Origin of the sequence: Myxococcus xanthus, from assembly GCF_006402735.1 — a bacterium.
GTDB classification, from domain to species: Bacteria; Myxococcota; Myxococcia; order Myxococcales; family Myxococcaceae; genus Myxococcus; species Myxococcus xanthus_A.
Window position 1 is genome coordinate 551,621 of record NZ_CP017174.1, and the last position, 15,027, is coordinate 566,647.

The 15,027-nt window shown below is 67.5% G+C and carries 18 protein-coding genes and 2 pseudogenes; 11 read left to right on the plus strand and 9 right to left on the minus strand.

Annotation, left to right across the window (positions count from 1 at the left end):
- Positions 1–46: 46 nt before the first annotated feature.
- The 4 genes from BHS09_RS02435 (at position 47) to BHS09_RS39145 (ending at position 3,052) form a co-directional block, all read left to right on the plus strand.
- Positions 47–511 (plus strand): 3-oxoacyl-[acyl-carrier-protein] synthase III C-terminal domain-containing protein, encoded by a 465-nt coding sequence (locus BHS09_RS02435; protein ID WP_140797053.1) that lies wholly within the window; start codon positions 47–49, stop codon positions 509–511.
- Positions 512–984: 473 nt separating this feature from the next.
- Entirely contained in the window at positions 985–1,299 is a 315-nt protein-coding gene (locus tag BHS09_RS40180; protein WP_418764029.1) for a hypothetical protein, read from the plus strand.
- Positions 1,300–1,461: 162 nt separating this feature from the next.
- Positions 1,462–2,610 (plus strand): TolB family protein, encoded by a 1,149-nt coding sequence (locus BHS09_RS02445; RefSeq protein WP_140797055.1) that lies wholly within the window; start codon positions 1,462–1,464, stop codon positions 2,608–2,610.
- Between the two features lie 142 nt (positions 2,611–2,752).
- Entirely contained in the window at positions 2,753–3,052 is a 300-nt protein-coding gene (locus tag BHS09_RS39145; RefSeq protein WP_140797056.1) for a transposase, read from the plus strand.
- A gap of 21 nt (positions 3,053–3,073) precedes the next feature.
- On the opposite strand, the gene BHS09_RS02455 is transcribed toward BHS09_RS39145, so the two are convergent.
- Positions 3,074–3,487: a hypothetical protein gene (locus BHS09_RS02455; RefSeq protein WP_140797057.1), complete on the minus strand. Its 414-nt coding sequence runs from the start codon at positions 3,485–3,487 to the stop codon at positions 3,074–3,076.
- Positions 3,488–3,676: 189 nt separating this feature from the next.
- Positions 3,677–4,408, minus strand: coding sequence for a hypothetical protein (locus tag BHS09_RS39150; RefSeq protein WP_237080149.1), 732 nt, complete (start codon positions 4,406–4,408; stop codon positions 3,677–3,679).
- A gap of 674 nt (positions 4,409–5,082) precedes the next feature.
- On the opposite strand from BHS09_RS39150, the gene BHS09_RS02465 reads away from it, so the two are divergent.
- From BHS09_RS02465 to tnpC, 4 genes and pseudogenes are all read left to right on the plus strand, one after another.
- Positions 5,083–6,444: a flavin-containing monooxygenase gene (locus BHS09_RS02465; RefSeq protein ID WP_140797058.1), complete on the plus strand. Its 1,362-nt coding sequence runs from the start codon at positions 5,083–5,085 to the stop codon at positions 6,442–6,444.
- A 694-nt stretch (positions 6,445–7,138) separates the two neighbouring features.
- Positions 7,139–7,441 carry an IS66 family insertion sequence element accessory protein TnpA gene (gene tnpA, locus BHS09_RS02470; RefSeq protein ID WP_140786896.1) on the plus strand — a complete coding sequence of 101 codons (303 nt, stop codon included), beginning with the start codon at positions 7,139–7,141 and terminating at the stop codon, positions 7,439–7,441.
- Between the two features lie 3 nt (positions 7,442–7,444).
- Positions 7,445–7,810 (plus strand): IS66 family insertion sequence element accessory protein TnpB, encoded by a 366-nt coding sequence (gene tnpB / locus BHS09_RS02475; protein WP_140786897.1) that lies wholly within the window; start codon positions 7,445–7,447, stop codon positions 7,808–7,810.
- 46 nt (positions 7,811–7,856) lie between these two features.
- Positions 7,857–9,247 (plus strand): annotated as a pseudogene (tnpC, locus tag BHS09_RS02480) (IS66 family transposase).
- A gap of 112 nt (positions 9,248–9,359) precedes the next feature.
- On the opposite strand, the gene BHS09_RS02485 reads toward tnpC, so the two are convergent.
- From BHS09_RS02485 to BHS09_RS02495, 3 genes are read right to left on the minus strand one after another with little or no spacing between them, the layout of a single operon-like run.
- Positions 9,360–9,803 carry an HAD family hydrolase gene (locus tag BHS09_RS02485; protein WP_140786898.1) on the minus strand — a complete coding sequence of 148 codons (444 nt, stop codon included), beginning with the start codon at positions 9,801–9,803 and terminating at the stop codon, positions 9,360–9,362.
- Entirely contained in the window at positions 9,803–10,198 is a 396-nt protein-coding gene (locus BHS09_RS02490) for a VRR-NUC domain-containing protein (RefSeq protein WP_140786899.1), read from the minus strand. Before BHS09_RS02490 ends, BHS09_RS02485 begins: the two co-directional genes overlap by 1 nt.
- Positions 10,195–10,599: a hypothetical protein gene (locus BHS09_RS02495; RefSeq protein ID WP_140786900.1), complete on the minus strand. Its 405-nt coding sequence runs from the start codon at positions 10,597–10,599 to the stop codon at positions 10,195–10,197. The genes BHS09_RS02490 and BHS09_RS02495 overlap by 4 nt, the downstream gene beginning before the upstream one ends.
- A gap of 62 nt (positions 10,600–10,661) precedes the next feature.
- Between BHS09_RS02495 and BHS09_RS38795 the strand changes: the two genes are divergently transcribed.
- A complete protein-coding gene (locus BHS09_RS38795) occupies positions 10,662–10,838 on the plus strand; it encodes a hypothetical protein (RefSeq protein WP_174258615.1) in 177 nt (58 codons plus the stop codon).
- 2 nt (positions 10,839–10,840) lie between these two features.
- On the opposite strand, the gene BHS09_RS38500 is transcribed toward BHS09_RS38795, so the two are convergent.
- The 3 genes from BHS09_RS38500 to BHS09_RS02515 all read right to left on the minus strand — a co-directional run bounded on the left by BHS09_RS38500 (position 10,841) and on the right by BHS09_RS02515 (position 13,469).
- Complete coding sequence (locus BHS09_RS38500) at positions 10,841–11,026, minus strand: hypothetical protein (RefSeq protein ID WP_140852914.1); 186 nt, start codon at positions 11,024–11,026, stop codon at positions 10,841–10,843.
- Positions 11,027–11,399: 373 nt separating this feature from the next.
- On the minus strand, positions 11,400–12,458 hold the full coding sequence (locus BHS09_RS02510) for a helicase-related protein (protein ID WP_237080150.1): 1,059 nt from the start codon (positions 12,456–12,458) through the stop codon (positions 11,400–11,402).
- A 234-nt stretch (positions 12,459–12,692) separates the two neighbouring features.
- A complete protein-coding gene (locus BHS09_RS02515; RefSeq protein WP_140786903.1) occupies positions 12,693–13,469 on the minus strand; it encodes a hypothetical protein in 777 nt (258 codons plus the stop codon).
- Between the two features lie 177 nt (positions 13,470–13,646).
- Here BHS09_RS02515 and BHS09_RS02520 point away from each other — a divergent pair, with 177 nt between their 5' ends.
- Positions 13,647–14,030, plus strand: a complete 384-nt coding sequence (locus BHS09_RS02520) for a type II toxin-antitoxin system PemK/MazF family toxin (RefSeq protein WP_140797060.1) — start codon at positions 13,647–13,649, stop codon at positions 14,028–14,030.
- 7 nt (positions 14,031–14,037) lie between these two features.
- On the opposite strand, the pseudogene BHS09_RS02525 reads toward BHS09_RS02520, so the two are convergent.
- Positions 14,038–14,226, minus strand: a pseudogene (locus BHS09_RS02525) (LVIVD repeat-containing protein); the annotation flags it as partial.
- A 139-nt stretch (positions 14,227–14,365) separates the two neighbouring features.
- Between BHS09_RS02525 and BHS09_RS38505 the strand changes: the two are divergent.
- Positions 14,366–15,013: a DUF11 domain-containing protein gene (locus tag BHS09_RS38505; protein ID WP_237080434.1), complete on the plus strand. Its 648-nt coding sequence runs from the start codon at positions 14,366–14,368 to the stop codon at positions 15,011–15,013.
- The last annotated feature ends 14 nt before the right edge of the window (positions 15,014–15,027 follow it).

A 15,027-nucleotide genomic window follows, 5' to 3' on the forward strand; every position in this document is an offset into this window, starting at 1 on the left:
GAACAGGCCGTCTGTCACGCGCTCTTCGCGGACGCCAGCGCCGCCGTTGCTCCTCACCAACGCGCCCCCGGGCACGGGCCCCCAGTTCCTGCACGGCCACACGGAGACCCTCTACGCGCACACGGAGCAGATGGGCTGGGCCATCCTCAACGACGGCTTCCGCATGTTCCTGTCGCCGGAAGTGCCCTCCCTCCTGAAAGGGGCTGCCCGGGGCTTCGTGGAGCGACTGCTGGAACCGCTGGGACTTCAGCGTCAGGATATCCGGCACTGGGTGATCCACCCCGGCGGGCCGAAGATCGTGAAGGGCGTGGGCCGTGCGTTGGACTTGAAGGAGCAGGACCGAGCGCCCGCGCTGGAGGTCCTCCGCACGCACGGCAACTGCTCCTCCGGCACGGTGCTGCTGGTGCTCCAGCACGTGATGAACGAAGTGCGGCCCCAGCCGGGCGAATACGGCGTGATGCTGGGCTTCGGTCCTGGCCTGACGCTGGAGGGGATGGTGCTGCGCTTCTGACAGCACTTCACGCGGCACGCCCTCTCAGAGCGACATTGCTGAAAGGGTTCGGGGACTCCACAGCAAAGGACAAACCTTACCTGAGTAGTCCAATGAAATCGCCTCTCAACACCAATGCTTGTCTAGAGCGACTGCCTGGACAACCCAAGCCCCAATCCGACGGAATTTTCACGACACCTATGCAATTTTGAAATCGGCCTCGAAATCCATTGAACCCAGCCTACAGACGAACAGCCTCACTTTGCCATCCATTGAGCTGCATTAGGGGTAGGCGTTCCTCATCATCAGCCCATCTGGAAAATGAACCCAAATCCAAACCTCTCCAAGGCCGTAGCTCTTGGTCCCTAATCCAAGTGACCGCGAACCCGGGACAGGCGGACCTCAATGGCAATGGATTCGGGGATGCCTGCGAGCCTGCCTCCGCCGCGACCGACGTGTCAGCGACGATTTCCGCCTCGCCATCGACAGCACAAGTGGGCTCCAACCTCACGCTGACGCTCACCGTGACAAATGGCGGAACCCGTCCCGAAGGTCAGGTCTTCCTCTCACAGCTCCTACCCGACGGCGTGACCTTCGTCGCTGTGACGTCCTCGCAGGGAGGCTGCCAACGCAACGGTTCGGCGGTAGGCTGTGATCTGGGGGCATTGGGCGCGAGCGCCAGCTTGACCGTGACGGTGGTCTTGCAGCCGCTGAGCATTGGGATCATCACCACCTCCGTGGAGGGTACCAGGTCGCTGGTGGAAATCGGTCCAAGTCCTATGTCCACCGGGGGCTCCTATTCCGCCTAGTCAGCGAGGCCGTCGGTGAGACTGGAATCAAAGGTGCGAAGGGGGTTGAGAACAGCCGCATTGCTCCTGCTCCTCGCCGGAGGATGCCGGAGCCCATCCCTGCTCACCGACGGGCGAACCCATGAAGCCCTCCCCGGACCGGAAGCCTCACCCGCCAGGCGCATGGGCGGAGGGCCCTGGCTGCTTCAGGTCCGCAAACAGGACTTGTGGGTCCGCACCCCTGCTGGGGACAGCGAGTACGCACTGACACGGACCGGGCGGGTGGTGGCCACCCGCCCCTACGGAAACGGGCTGGGATGGAGCGGCGTCGCCATCTCTCCCGATGGGCGCCAGGTGGCCTATGTCGAACGCCCGGAAGCGCAGGAGCACGCATCCCCGGGCCGATGGGCCCTCCTGTGGATCGTCAATTCGGATGGCTCGGGTCGACGCATGCTGCTGGACCTTCGCGAGCACGCGCTGACTCCGGGGCCGTTCCGCGCGGGCCCCATCCTCTGGTCCTCGGATGGCGCCCGGATCGCATTCTCCCTGGAGTCCTTCGCGCGAACCGGTCCGGAGTCGCGGCCCTGCCCGCTCGCGGAGGTCCACACTGTGGAGGTGGGTTCGGGCAAGGTGGAGCGGCTCTTCGAGAGTCCAACGCACGGGATGCTCACCCCCCGAGGGTGGAGCGCACAGGGGACCGTCTCCTTCTCGCTGCTCTCCTGTGAGGCAACCGCCGAGGTCGGGAAGGACGGCCGCTTCTTCGAATTTGAGCCAGGAAGAGGCATACGAGACACGCACGCGCGCGGTGCGGTTTCCTCCGACGGGGTGCATACGCTCCTGCTGCCATCGACACCGGAAGCCGGGGTTCCCACCGCCTTGCTGGATGGAAGGAAGGTGGATGCCCCTTCCGAGGTCGACACCCGACTCCTGCGCCACGTGGCCTGGATGCAGCACCAACCCGTGGCCTATCTCACGACCTACTCAGGACAGCCTCGCTCCTGCACCTTCGACCGTGTGCCCGCGCCAGCGCTCTTCCAGGCGAACTTCGACGCGTCGCGACCGGGCATCGAGCCGAGAACGGGACTGGGTGGACTCATGGTCGTCGCGTTCTCACCCGACGACGCACACGTCCTCGCCGCGACGGTCCTGCTGCGCTCCCAGGCAAGCGAGGTGTGCTGGCCGGACACCTTCGATTCGCTCCTGGTGATGGAACGCGTCCAGATGGAGAACAGCCCCACCCTGACCGCGCTCTCCGCTTCCAGCATCCGGCTCGACGTGCCGGCATCGCAGATGGGACCAGAGCTTCAGGGCTTCGTGGGCTGGGTGCGGTAGCACTCGAACCCACGAAGAACGCAATTTTTCGGCTCGGCCTTGCAAGTAACGCCTCACGACCATGCGCTGGTGCCGGAAGGCGTCTTCGTGCCAGGGGAGGGCGGCGTGCGCTTCGAGGCGTTGCCGCCGCCCACGCAAGGACGTGCATGCCAACGACAGGCAGGGACTGGAACGGCGATGCCGCTACGGGGCGCGCGGTGCGCTGGCGCTGGAGCGGCTGTCACGAGCGGAGGACGGCCGCATCGCCTCTCGGATGAAGCGCCCGCTGCCGGACGGCACCACGCACCTGGTCACGGCGAGCTTCATCCAGAACCCTCATGCGCCGCCGGACACCTCCTGCCTCGCGGCGATGTCGCCGGTGCCCTTCGATGACCGCGGCGCGGCGCGCATCTACTTCGGCGCCGCCTTCACCAGCGTCTGGGACAACCCCGCGGCGCCCTGAGGACACCGGACCCGTCGTTGCTCAGGCGGGCCCGGCGACGCAGTAGACGTCGAAGCTGATGGTCGACCCCGCCCGTGCACCGCTGGGCCAGCCGATGATCCAGGACCATTCGTTGTAGCCCACGGGCGTGATGTCCAGACGGGGCCCATCACCGAGCACGACCATTCCAATCTTGGCGGCGACGTTGGGGAGGAACCCACCGCTCGTGGCGACCGGGTAGGCCGCCGGGCACGCGTAGTGGAAGAACTGGTCGACCTGACCGGTGGGAATGGTGAGCGTGTACCTTCCCTGCCAGCCTTTGCCGCCAGGGATTGCGTGGCTCACGCCAGGCAGGGTCACACCCAGGGCCACGGCCCCGGTGAGCACGAACGTGAGAAGAGAACGGCTCCTGCGGCGCGCGGCCACTTCACGGGGGCTGAATGGCGACAGGCTCATGATGACTCCAGTGATTGATTGTTTTGCTGCTTTGGCTGACTAGTCAGTTCTTGGGCAAGGTGCGCTTCCTTGCGTTGTCTGTCAAGCGAATGGGATTGGTTTTGGATTGGAGGGAAACGCGTACGTGATTGTGCTTACGGATGTCTCACTAGCGCGTTTCCCTGAGGTGGCGCCGTCCTGCTCACTGCATCATTTGATGTAGGGCTGGATGGTGAAGACCTGGCTGGGAGAGTCCGTGCAGTTTCCCGCCAGGTCGCACGCCCTCACGAACCAGGTGTGCTCGACGTAGTCCAGGAACTCCTCCAGGTAGAGCACCGAGTCCGAATTGGAGACCGCGTACTCCTGGTCATCGATGACCACCGTGTATTGGACGTAGTGCTGGGCGTCGTAGGCGGGAACCCACTCGAAGATGTAGAGAGGATTTTCCCAGACGACTTCCTCGAGAGACGGCGCCAGGAGGAAGGGCGCGGTCGGCGCCTGGAGGTCCACGGAGAAGGACGCCCAGACGCTGCTCGTGCACTGCGCGCTGGCATCGCAGGCGGTGACCCGCCAGGTGTGGGCGCCCTCGGCGAGGTCCACCATGGGCGTGTACCGCGTCACCGCTCCCCCGAGCGTCACCGGCGTGCCCCCGCTCCATTCGAGGACATACGACGCGATGCCCACGTCGTCCGTGGCGGGCGCCCAGGAGCACTCGGGTCGAGGGGTGGCGACATAGGTGCTTCCCGTGGGGGCCAGGGGCGCCGGGGCGGTGAGCTGCGTTCCGACGATCTCGAACGAGCGGACCGGCGTCGACCCGCAGTGGTCGAAGCGGTCACACGCGGTGACAATCACGAAGTGGACGCCCGGTGACAGGTCGGCGGTCAGGACATGGGAGGTGACGCTCCCTCCAAGGGTGATGGCGGCTCCGCCATCAGTGCGCAATTGCTGGTGCGTGACGCCCGTGGCGTCTTGCGCGGCCTGCCAGGAGAACGTCGGCCGGGTCGCGGTGAGCGCGCCTTCCGCGGGAGCCTTCTATGCGCGATTTCGGCTTGGAATCTCCGCGCTGCTTCTGTGCGCGTGTGGTGGCCCGCTTGAAATGGACGGCATCGTCGGATCGTTCATCCCCGCGACCCGCGCCCGCTGCATCCGCCTGCGCAGCAAGACCGACAACGGCGGGCTGCCGCTGAGTCTGACCGAGCTCTCGCTGTGGTGACGCCGTCCCCAAGGCATCGGTGCGCTGGCTGAGCGATGGCGCATCCCTGCGGTCGACGGTCGAGATACCAAGAGTGCGCTTGCGGGGCGAGCGGGCGGACGAGCGGACGCTGTCAGGGCGCAAGGCAGCTCGAGCGTTGACATCCACGGTCAAGTCTGGTGAATGTTTGACCCCATAGGAATCCGTTCTCGCGCGCTCAGCTATGCGAAACGCTCCTGCGTCGATGGCGCCCTCGCTCGCGTCCGACGTTCCTTGCCCCGGCCTCTGCGCCGCTCGGCATTCCATCCACCCGGAGTCCACGGACTCCGGTGCATGGGGCGCGTGCGCCCACGTGCATGAACCTGCGGGACGATCGCCGGCGCCCAGGTGCGCCGGGCAGCTCCCCTGCTCGAGGTGTGTCCAGATGGCTCTTCGTGTCGCGATCATCGGAGCTGGCCCCAGCGGCTTGGCCCAGTTGCGTGCGTTTGAATCCGCTGCCCGCAAGGGAGCGGAGATCCCGGAAATCGTCTGCTTCGAGAAGCAGGAGGATTGGGGCGGGCTCTGGAACTACACGTGGAGGACCGGCCTGGGACGCTACGGCGAGCCGGTGCACGGCAGCATGTACCGGCACCTGTGGTCGAACGGTCCGAAGGAGGCGCTCGAGTTCGCCGACTACTCCTTCGACGAGCACTTCGGCCGGCCGATCCCGTCCTATCCGCCGCGCGAGGTGCTCTACGACTACATCCGCGGGCGGGTGGAGAAGTGCGACGTCCGCAAGTACATCCAGTTCAACACCATCGTTCGTTGGCTCTCCTGGTCCGAGGAGACCCGGAAGTTCACCGTGGTGGTCGACGACCTCGCCAAGCGCGAGGTCCGCGAGGAGTCGTTCGACCGGGTGGTGAACGCAACCGGCCACTTCTCCACGCCGAACGTGCCCTTCTTCGAGGGCATCGACTCCTTCCCCGGTCGCGTGCTGCACGCGCACGACTTCCGCGGCGCCGAGGAGTTCGCGGGAAAGAATCTCCTGCTGATCGGGAGCAGCTACTCCGCCGAGGACATCGGCGTGCAGTGCCACAAGCTGGGCGTGAAGTCGGTGACCATCAGCTACCGGTCCGCCCCCATGGGCTTCAGGTGGCCCAAGGGCATGAAGGAGGTACCATTGGTGAAGCGGTTCGAGGGGAACCGCGCGCACTTCGCGGATGGGACCTCCGCGACGCTCGATGCGGTCATCCTGTGCACGGGTTACCAGCACAAGTACCGCTTCCTTCCCAATGCGCTGCGCCTGGAGAGCCACAACCGGCTCTACCCGCCGGGGCTCTACAAGGGCGTGTTCTGGCAAGGCCAGCCGGAGCTCGCCTACCTGGGGATGCAGGACCAGTACTACACCTTCAACATGTTCGACGCCCAGGCATGGCTGGTGCGCGACGTGATCATGGGGTGCACCGCGCTGCCGTCCGCCGAGGAGCGCGAGGCGGACATCGCGGCGTGGGTCGAGCGTGAGGAGGGGATCCAGGATTCGTTCGGGGCGGTGGACTTCCAAACCGCCTACATCCGGGACCTGCTCGACCGCACCGACTACCCGGGCTTCAGCGTGGAGAAGGTCGCGGAGCTGCTGAAGCAGTGGCTGCGCGACAAGCAGGAGGACATCCTCGGCTACCGCGACCGCACCTTCACGTCGCTCGTTACCGGCACCCGCGCCACGCCGCACCGTCGCAAGTGGATGGACGAGCTGGACGACTCGGCGGAGAACTTCCTCGCCGAGGCCCCGGTGCTCAGGGCCGGGTGAGGGGCCCCGGAGGGATGGGCCCCGGCGCCGGGGCCGCGCGGCCAAGAAGCGTCGCTCGACGATGACCTCCTTAGGCCTTCCGCTGCCGGCATCCCTACAGGCGGCAAAGGGCGTTTCCGTGCAGGCATTGGCGTAGACGGGGCGACAGGTCCGCAGCGGTGGACCCGGCGGCGTGGAGGGCCTCGTCTTCGGCGGAGCGCTCGAGGCCCTCCGCTGCGGAGAGAAGCGCGAAGGCGCAACGGAACGGGGCCTCATGGTTCCCCCACTCCCAGAGCTCTCGCGCCACCTCGCCAACTCCTGCGCGTGCAGTCACCGGGTCCGGATGGAGGACGGCGACGCGTCCGGCCATCGTCTCGTATCGCCCGGAGACCCGAGAAGTCCCCAGCGCAGACGTGGACCTGCTTCACGCATCCCCGCGCGGGCGCCAGCGGAGAGCAGCCCTCCGCGGGGGCGAGCTCCCCGCCCGGGAGCACAAGGTTGAAGGCCGAAACGCTGCCTCAAGCAGGTGCGCAGGAGGCGAGCGCGGGGCATGAGGCAGCGGCGAGGAAGGAGCGGGTGAAGGAGAGGACACCGCGAGTGGACTTTCGCCGAGTTGCTCAGGAGGACGTTCGACTTCGACGTGTTCGTATCCGTCCGGCCAAGGACGTGCTGAGAGACGTTGAGTAAGGAGTCGGCGCCGTGGACCCTGGCGTGCATGTCGAAGCCGGAATGGTGGCGGGTTGCTGAGGCCTTCGAGGCGAGCGGACTGACGCAGAAGGATTTCTCCGCGCAGCGAGGCGTGCGGCTGAGCACGCTGCAGTCGTGGGTGTATCGGCGGCGACGTCAGCAGACTGGGAAAGCTGAGACGGTGCGCCTGCTGCCGGTGGAGGTGGCTGGCGTGTCGCAGCCGAGCACGGCGCTGCTGGAGGTGGAGCTGGCCAGCGGTGCGCGCCTGCGATTCGCCTCCGGCACCGACGTGGAGTACGTGGCCCGCCTCGTCGCGGCGCTGGGGCGGTGAGGAATGTTTGCCCTGCCTGCCTCGGTGCGCGTGGTGCTGGCGACTGGGCCGGTGGACATGCGCAAGTCGATAGACGGCCTCATGGCGCTGGTGCGCGCCGAGTGGGGCGAGGACGTCTACTCGGGCCACCTCTTCGCCTTCGTCTCGCGCAAGGGCGACAGAGTCAAAGTGCTGACGTGGAGCCGGGGCGGTTTCGTGCTGCTGTACAAGCGACTGGAGACGGGGAGATTCCGGCTGCCGCCGGTGGACGCTGGCGCGCAGACGGTGCACCTGGACGCGACGCAGTTGGCGATGCTGCTGGACGGCATTGACCTGGCCCAGGTGCGGCGTCAGCCCGCCTGGATGCCTCCCGGGCGCACGGGCACCTGACAGGCCTGGCCCGGGACGAGGTGCGGCGGCGGCGGTTTGAGGCGGAGTGCCGCGTCAGTTACCTCAAGACCACTTCTGCCCCTGGCGCGAGGAGGCGGAGGAACTCAAGGAGCGCCTGACGTCGCTGGAAGCGAAGATGGCGACGCCGCGAAGAAGAAGCGCCAGCAGCGGGCGGCCCGGAACGCCGAGGAGGCCCCGGCGCGAGAGATTCGCCACGCGGTGCCAGCCGAGGAGCGCCACTGCCCGGCGTGCGGCGGCGAGGACTTACAGTCGCTGGGCAAGGGCCGTGCTTCGGTGCTGTACGAATACGTGCCGGCGCGCTTCGAGAAGCAGGTGCACGTGCAGGAAGTGCTGGCGTGCGCGTGCGGCCGGGGCGTCGTCACCGCCCCACCTCCGGCGCGGGTGGTGGACAGGGGCGAGTACGGCCCGGGCTTCATTGCCCACGTGGTGACATCGAAGTGCGCGGACGCCATGCCACTGCAGCGGGTGGAGAGAAGCGGCGTACCCATGAGCCGAAGCACGCTGACGGACCTCTACCACCAGGCCGCCTCAGTGCTGCTGCCTCTCTCCCAGCACCTCTTGCAATGCATTGCCGCCGCGGACGTGGTGTGGGCCGACGAGACGCCGCTGCGCGTGCTGGACGTGAAGAAGACGAAGCTGGGCTACCTCTGGACTTTCCTCACCCTGAATGACGCGGGCGAGTGGCTCATCGGCTACCGCTTCAGCATGGGCCGCACCAGCAAGACGCCCAAGGAAGTCCTGGGCGGCGCCGAGGGCGCGCTCGTGGTGGACGCATACACCGGCTACAACGCGGTGACGCTGCCAAAGGGCCGGGTACGCGTCGGGTGCTGGGCCCACGTGCGTCGCCGCTTCTTCGACGCGCTGGCCACCGCGCCCGAGGCGCGTGAGGCCTTGGACTTCATCCTCGAGCTCTACCGGGTGGAGGCCCAGGCGAGAGGCGCGGACGTGGTGCGTACCGCTGCCCACCGCGAGCTGCGCCAGCAGCACAGCGCTCCCGTCCTCACGCGACTGCACGTCTGGCTTGAAATGCAGGCGCCGCGTCACCCGCCCAAGAGTCCGCTGGGCCAGGCCATTTCCTACGCGGTGAAGCAGTGGGAGGCCCTCACGCGCTTCGTGGAGAATGAGCGACTTCCTCTCGACAACAACCGCTCGGAATCGGCGCTGCGGAAGGCGGCTCTGGGCCGTAAGAACTTTCTCTTCGTCGGCCACGAGGTCGCGGGTGAAAACCTCGCGGGCCTCTACGCACTGGTGGCCACCTGCGAGGCCAACCAGGTCAACCCCGAGGAGTATCTGGCCGACGTGCTGCTGCGGGTGCAGACGCATCCCAACTCCCGCATCGGTGAGCTGCTACCCCACGAGTGGAAACGTCGACGCGTCGCCGAGCCACCTGACTCAGCCCTGCAGTCCAGTCCCTGAACTCCTCGCTCCTCGCGGCGCTCGCCGAACACGGCCTACGGCCGCCTGCAACCGTGCGCGCCACGTCCTTGGCCGGACGGTTACGAACTGACGCACCTGGTCCTGGTTGGCGTCACCCATGGTTGGCCTCGCAGTAGTCGCGGAGCGCCTCGGCGTCCGCCAGCGCGTTGTGCGGCACCCGGCTGGTGCTCGCCGTGTTGAAGCCCGGCAGGCGCTGGAACTTCATGTCGAAGTCTGGCACCGGCTGCATGCGCCCCGGGCCGGTGATGAGCAACGCCAAGAGGTGCTCGAAATCGGTCGGCCAGTCCGCGACGACGACCATGTGCCCCACCGCTCGTTCCCGCATGAACGTCGCCAGCTTCCGCGACGCAAGCTCGCGCGAGACGACCTCGCTGCCGAGGTGGGGGACAACGTGCGTCTCCACCCACGGGTCGGTCTGTCCCACCCACTCGACCGCGACGTAGAACGACTCCAGGGCGGGGTCGGCCGGCACGAGCGCGAGGGACATCAGCTCGCCGCCGAAGCGGGTGTACTCGGCGTCCAGGTAGTAGCGCATCACGGTTTCCTCGTGTTGGTACTGCGATAACTGGCAGCGGTAGCCAGTGCTCGGACACTGGTGGCGCCGCGACGCTTCTCCGCGCGGACGTCCTGGACGGTGCGCACGACGGTGCCGTCCAGCGCCGCGAGCGCCTCCTCGGGGGTGGTGGCGATGGCGATGGTGAGCCCCGCGGCGCTGAGTTGGGCGTGGAGCTCAACCTGGGCTGGCTTCATCCTCCCGCCTTTCGCCGCTTTCACCTCGATGAACACCACGCGGCCGCCGCGGACACACAGCAGGTCCGGCAGCCCGGCGCCGTTGAGGCGGAGGACGAACCACCCGGCCAGTCGGATGCGCTCGACGATGGGGCCCTCGTTGGCGTCCCGGGCGAGGGCGTAGCGGTTGCACCGACTCACGTCAGCCTCCAGTCGCCGCGTGCGGCCACCACCTGACGCACCCGGGCGCGCAGATCGGCCGGGGGCAGCACCTTAATCAGCCGGGCCAGGAGTCGCCCCTTGCTGGCGGAGCGGACGCCTCGCGCCGCGCCAACCGTCTCCAGCAGGTCCAGCATCTCTGGGCGCCACAGCAGGCGCACCGTCGCGCCGGGGCTCGGGCTCGGGTTGTCGAGCGCCGGGCGGACATCCTCGAGGACGAGGCCTCCGCCCTCGGCGCGGGCCAGCACCACGCCCCACCAGGACGGCACCAGCGCCTGGCCGCGCTCCAGCCCCACCTCGTGGAGCACCTGGGCGCCCGGGTATGCGCCCGCGGCGAGTTGGGCCAGGGGCTGGCGAATGTCCGCGTCGCGCAGGCACGTCATGGGCGGCTCCGGTAGAATGCGGACGTGGGCGCTCCAGCCCACAAGCACGGGGGAACACCGCAATGGCCGATAGCAGCGACAGCACCGACTGGACGAAGGTGCTGCTCAAGTGCCCGGAGTGCGGGAAGGAGAAGCCGGTGGTTCCCGACTTCGGCCTCATGACGCTGGACGGGCATCCGCCATCCCCTCAGTCCAGGTGCAACGTGTGTCGCATCGCCATCGTGACCAGCCACCTCTGACGTCACGGCTTCAGTCCTCCTTCGCGGATGCGGTCGTGGAGCAGGCAGGTGCAGCGGCACTGGCCGTGGGTGCGCGAGAAGCGGCAGCCGCGCTCGTGGCGCCCGTACCTGTCCAGGGCCGTGGCCACCTTGAGCAGCATCGCCTCCAACTCGGCGACGCTTCGCTCCAGGCGCCAGACTGCGGCCATTTCTGGTCCCTCAGGCAGGTGCGCAGGAGGCGAGCGCGGGGCATGAGGCAGCGGCGAGGAAGGAGCGGGTGAAGGAGAGGACACCGCGAGTGGACTTTCGCCGAGTTGCTCAGGAGGACGTTCGACTTCGACGTGTTCGCCTGCGTGAGGTGTGGAGGCAGGCTCAAGGGTGTTGGCGAGCGTGAAGGGGGCCCCCGGGGTGCGGGCAATTCAGGAGCACCTGGGCTTGCCCACGGCATGTGCGAGGTTGGCCCCGGCACGAGGGCCACCCCAGGCCGTGTGGTGTTGAGGCTCAAGAGGCGCCAACAGGCCAAGGCTGCTGCCACGCACCTGATAGGAGCGCGGCCTGGGCAGGCGTGTGCCCCAAGGGGGCTCAAGCGGCCTGTCCACCGGCCGGGAGCATCGCTCGGGCGGCCCCGTCAGCGGCCCTCCTCGGCCCCTCTGCACCCTCCCTCCCCTCAACAGGGCCCCCATTCCTCTTATGCGCCACGCAGATTCCCTCGCGCACGCGGCCACAGCGCCCCTTGCGCTGGTCGGCGCTGGCCTGGGAGACCGGCTCGATGTGCAGGCGCGTGACGCCCGAGCGCGGGTCATAGCGCGACAGGCGCGCCACCCCCGTGTCCACGACGTACACGATTCCCGGGATGGTGACCGACGTCTCCGCGACGTTGGTGGCGAGGATGACCCGGCGCTCGGGGATGGTGGCGAAGACCCGCGACTGCTCGGAGGCCGACAGGCGCGCATACCGCGGTTGCACCACCGTGCCGCGCGGCGCGCGCGCGTTCAGGGCGTTCTCGGCCTCGCGAATCTCCCGCTCCCCTGGGAGGAACACGAGGACGTCCCCGTCCGGGTCGAGCGAGAGCACGTTCGCCACCGCGTCGGCGACGGAGTCGGCGAGCTCGTCTTCGTCGGGGGGCGGCTCGTAGATCACGTCCACCGGAAAGGTGCGGCCCTCCACCTGGATGACCGGCGCCCCTCCGAAGAACTGCGAGAAGCGCTCGGTCTCGATGGTGGCCGAGCTCACCACCACCTTGAGGTCGGGGCGCCTGGGGAGGATGCGCTTGAGCCACCCGAGCAGGAAGTCGATGGTGAGGCTGCGCTCGTGGGCCTCGTCGAGCACGATGGTATCGTAGCGGCTCAGGAGCGGGTCGCTGTGGAGCTGCGCGAGCAGGACACCGTCGGTCATGAACTTCACGGCCGTGCGCCGGGACGAGCGGTCCTCGAAGCGAATCTGGTAGCCGACGTCCGTGCCCAGCTCGCCCGCCACGCTCGTCGCGGCGATACGCTGGGGCTGGGTGACGCCAATCTGGCGCGGGCGGCCGCGCCCCATGGCGAGCAGGACCTTCGGCAGCTGCGTCGTCTTCCCCGAGCCGGTGGCCCCCGCGACGATGACCATCTGATGGGCGGTGATGGCCGCGGTGGTGTCCTCCACCTGGCTCGAGATGGGCAGCTCGGGGGGAAGCGCAGGGTGGGCAGGTCGCCGGGGGTGGGGACGGGTGATTCGCCGGACATGACCTCCTGGCCTGGCACTGAAGCGCGCGCCGCGCCCCTGACGAATCGTGTGGGCGCCTGCCCGCCCGGCGCTCTGGGAGGGGCCCTCCTGCTTGGAGCGCGGCCCCAGCCCGCGGGAGGGCCCTGGGACAGGCCCTCCCGCGAAGCCGAGCGACTACCAGATGCAGGCGAGCCCGTAGGACGAGGTGGGGAGCCCCGAGAGCGCCCCGTCCGGGACCACCCCGTACGCAGTATACGGATAGGTCGTGGCGTACTTGCGCATGCCGGGGGTGCTGGGGTTGATGAAGCCCGTCACGTACACGGTGGAGCTGGAGCGCTCACGCACGACCGCGCCGCACCACGGCTCGCTCGAGATTTCCGCCAGCGTGCCCAGGGGAACCCACTTCACGCTGCCGTAGCCGCCGAAGTAGGCGATGTCCGAGGGATCGGTGAGGAGGTACTTGGCGCCGGCGACCCAGAGGTAGATGTCGCTCGTCGTGCGCTCCATGACCAGCAGGCTCTGGGCGTAGGTGAAGTCGATGAAGGGGTCGGACCAGTTGCTGTTCGGAATGTCGTAGACGACCCTCCAGTCATCCCAGGCATCCAGCTCCGTGGCGTTGGGAATCCACCAGGGCCGCTGTCCGACGACGACATAGATGCGGGAGCTGCCAATCTGCCGGAAGAGGGTGCCGTCCCTGGGCACCTGGGTATACCCGTCGATGGTGGCCTGGGGCAGGGCCACCGTCGTGCGCCCCGAGTAGAGGCTGTGCTGCGCGGGCGGGATGTAGAAGCGCGCGCCTCCCGCCACGTAGTAGCGGTTCGAGGTCCCGATGCCGAGCAGGACGACGTCATCCGGCGCGTCGACATATCCAGCGAAGGCTTGTGCTCCGAAGAGGCTCAGTCCCAGGACGAGCCAGCGGGTGATGCATGCAAGGGGTGAGGTGACACGCACGGATTTTTCTCCTGTCATGAGGGGCTGCTGCTTGTCTGTGTCGCGCCCGAGAGGCTAGACAGGTGCTCTACGAAGGCAGCTTTCATGTCTGGTCATTCCTCCTGGCATTTCACGGAGGAATCCCAGTGCATGGACAGACTGTTACTCGGAGTGAGAGGTCCGGCCGAAAATATGACGATGACAGCGAAATCAGAGACACCCACGGGCGCGCCGCCGCCACGAATCGACCGCGGCGACGTGCACTGGCTCGCGCCCGATGACTCGCGGGGCCCCGCGCCCGAATACGCACATCCCCATGTGGTGGTGCAGGACGACGTCTTCAACCACTCGCGCATCACCACGGTGGTGGTGTGCGCGCTCACCTCGAACCTGCACCGCGCCACGGAGCCCGGCAACGTCCTGCTGGAGCCGGGCGAGGGCGACCTGCCCAAGCAGAGCGTCGTGGTGGTGTCGCAGGTCTCCTCGGTGGAGAAGGCGCGCATCGGCTCGCTGTCCGAGGCGAGGGTGGAGCAGATCCTGGCCGGCCTGCGCTTCCAGCAGGCGTCGTTCTTCCGGCGCTAGCGCGGGCTCAGGGCTCGTTGAAGATGAGCAGCCCGCGCGCGGTGTCCACGACGTACACATGGCCGTCGCCCGGCACGCGGATGCCGATGGCGCCCTCAAGCAGGTTGTCGGTGCGCTCCGGGTCGTCCTCGCGGAAGGTGTTGAAGTAGGCAATCTCCTTCGGCTCGGGTGGAATGGACACGTCCAGCACGCGCAGCTACTTCACCCCCAAGGATTGCATCGACGGGACGAAGACCGTGCTCACCGGTCATGAGGATTGGTCCAACCTCCGCTTCGATTTCCGCGCCTACAGTGACGGGAACATGGCGGTAGCGGGTGCACTGCCCGCCGGGGAAATGGACCCAGAATCACTCTTTGCCACGGGTGCATCGCTGGACTCCGACGGCGATGGTGTCGCCAATGCGGACGACAACTGTATCGTGACCGCGAACCCGGGACAGGCGGACCTCAATGGCAATGGATTCGGGGATGCCTGCGAGCCTGCCTCCGCCGCGACCGACTTGTCAGCGACGACTTCCGCCTCGCCATCGACGGCACAAGTGGGCTCCAACCTCACGCTGACGCTCACCGTGACAAATGGCGGAACCAGTCCCGAAGGTCAGGTCTTCCTCTCACAGGTCCTGCCCGACGGCGTGACCTTCGTCTCTGTGACGTCCTCGCAGGGAAGCTGCCAACGCAACGGTTCGGCGGTAGGCTGTGATCTGGGGGCATTGGGCGCGAGCGCCAGCTTGACCGTGACGGTGGTCTTGCAGCCGCTGCGCATTGGGAGCATCACCACCTCCGTGGAGGCCACCGGGTCGCTGGTGGACATCAATGATGCGAACAACACCGCGGACCTGAGCATCACCGTCATCCCCTGGGTGCTCCGAAGTAAACGGGTCCATCCGTGGCGAGCGACGGTGGGCCCTCCCCGGTGGACATCGGTCCAAGTCCGATGTCCACCGGGGGCTCCTATTCCCCCGAGTCAGCGAGGCCATCGGTGAGACTGGAATCAAAG

Excerpts from the sequence above, each read along its gene's own strand:
- BHS09_RS38795 (WP_174258615.1), top strand. The coding sequence starts at position 10,662 with ATGGCCGATAGCAGCGACAGCACCGACTGGACGAAGGTGCTGCTCAAG.
- BHS09_RS02455 (WP_140797057.1), bottom strand. The coding sequence starts at position 3,487 with ATGAGCCTGTCGCCATTCAGCCCCCGTGAAGTGGCCGCGCGCCGCAGG.
- BHS09_RS38505 (WP_237080434.1), top strand. The coding sequence starts at position 14,366 with ATGGACCCAGAATCACTCTTTGCCACGGGTGCATCGCTGGACTCCGAC.
- BHS09_RS02465 (WP_140797058.1), top strand. The coding sequence starts at position 5,083 with ATGGCTCTTCGTGTCGCGATCATCGGAGCTGGCCCCAGCGGCTTGGCC.
- BHS09_RS02495 (WP_140786900.1), bottom strand. The coding sequence starts at position 10,599 with ATGACGTGCCTGCGCGACGCGGACATTCGCCAGCCCCTGGCCCAACTC.
- BHS09_RS38500 (WP_140852914.1), bottom strand. The coding sequence starts at position 11,026 with ATGGCCGCAGTCTGGCGCCTGGAGCGAAGCGTCGCCGAGTTGGAGGCG.
- tnpB (WP_140786897.1), top strand. The coding sequence starts at position 7,445 with ATGTTTGCCCTGCCTGCCTCGGTGCGCGTGGTGCTGGCGACTGGGCCG.
- BHS09_RS02485 (WP_140786898.1), bottom strand. The coding sequence starts at position 9,803 with ATGCGCTACTACCTGGACGCCGAGTACACCCGCTTCGGCGGCGAGCTG.
- BHS09_RS02520 (WP_140797060.1), top strand. The coding sequence starts at position 13,647 with ATGACAGCGAAATCAGAGACACCCACGGGCGCGCCGCCGCCACGAATC.
- BHS09_RS02445 (WP_140797055.1), top strand. The coding sequence starts at position 1,462 with ATGGGCGGAGGGCCCTGGCTGCTTCAGGTCCGCAAACAGGACTTGTGG.
- tnpA (WP_140786896.1), top strand. The coding sequence starts at position 7,139 with ATGTCGAAGCCGGAATGGTGGCGGGTTGCTGAGGCCTTCGAGGCGAGC.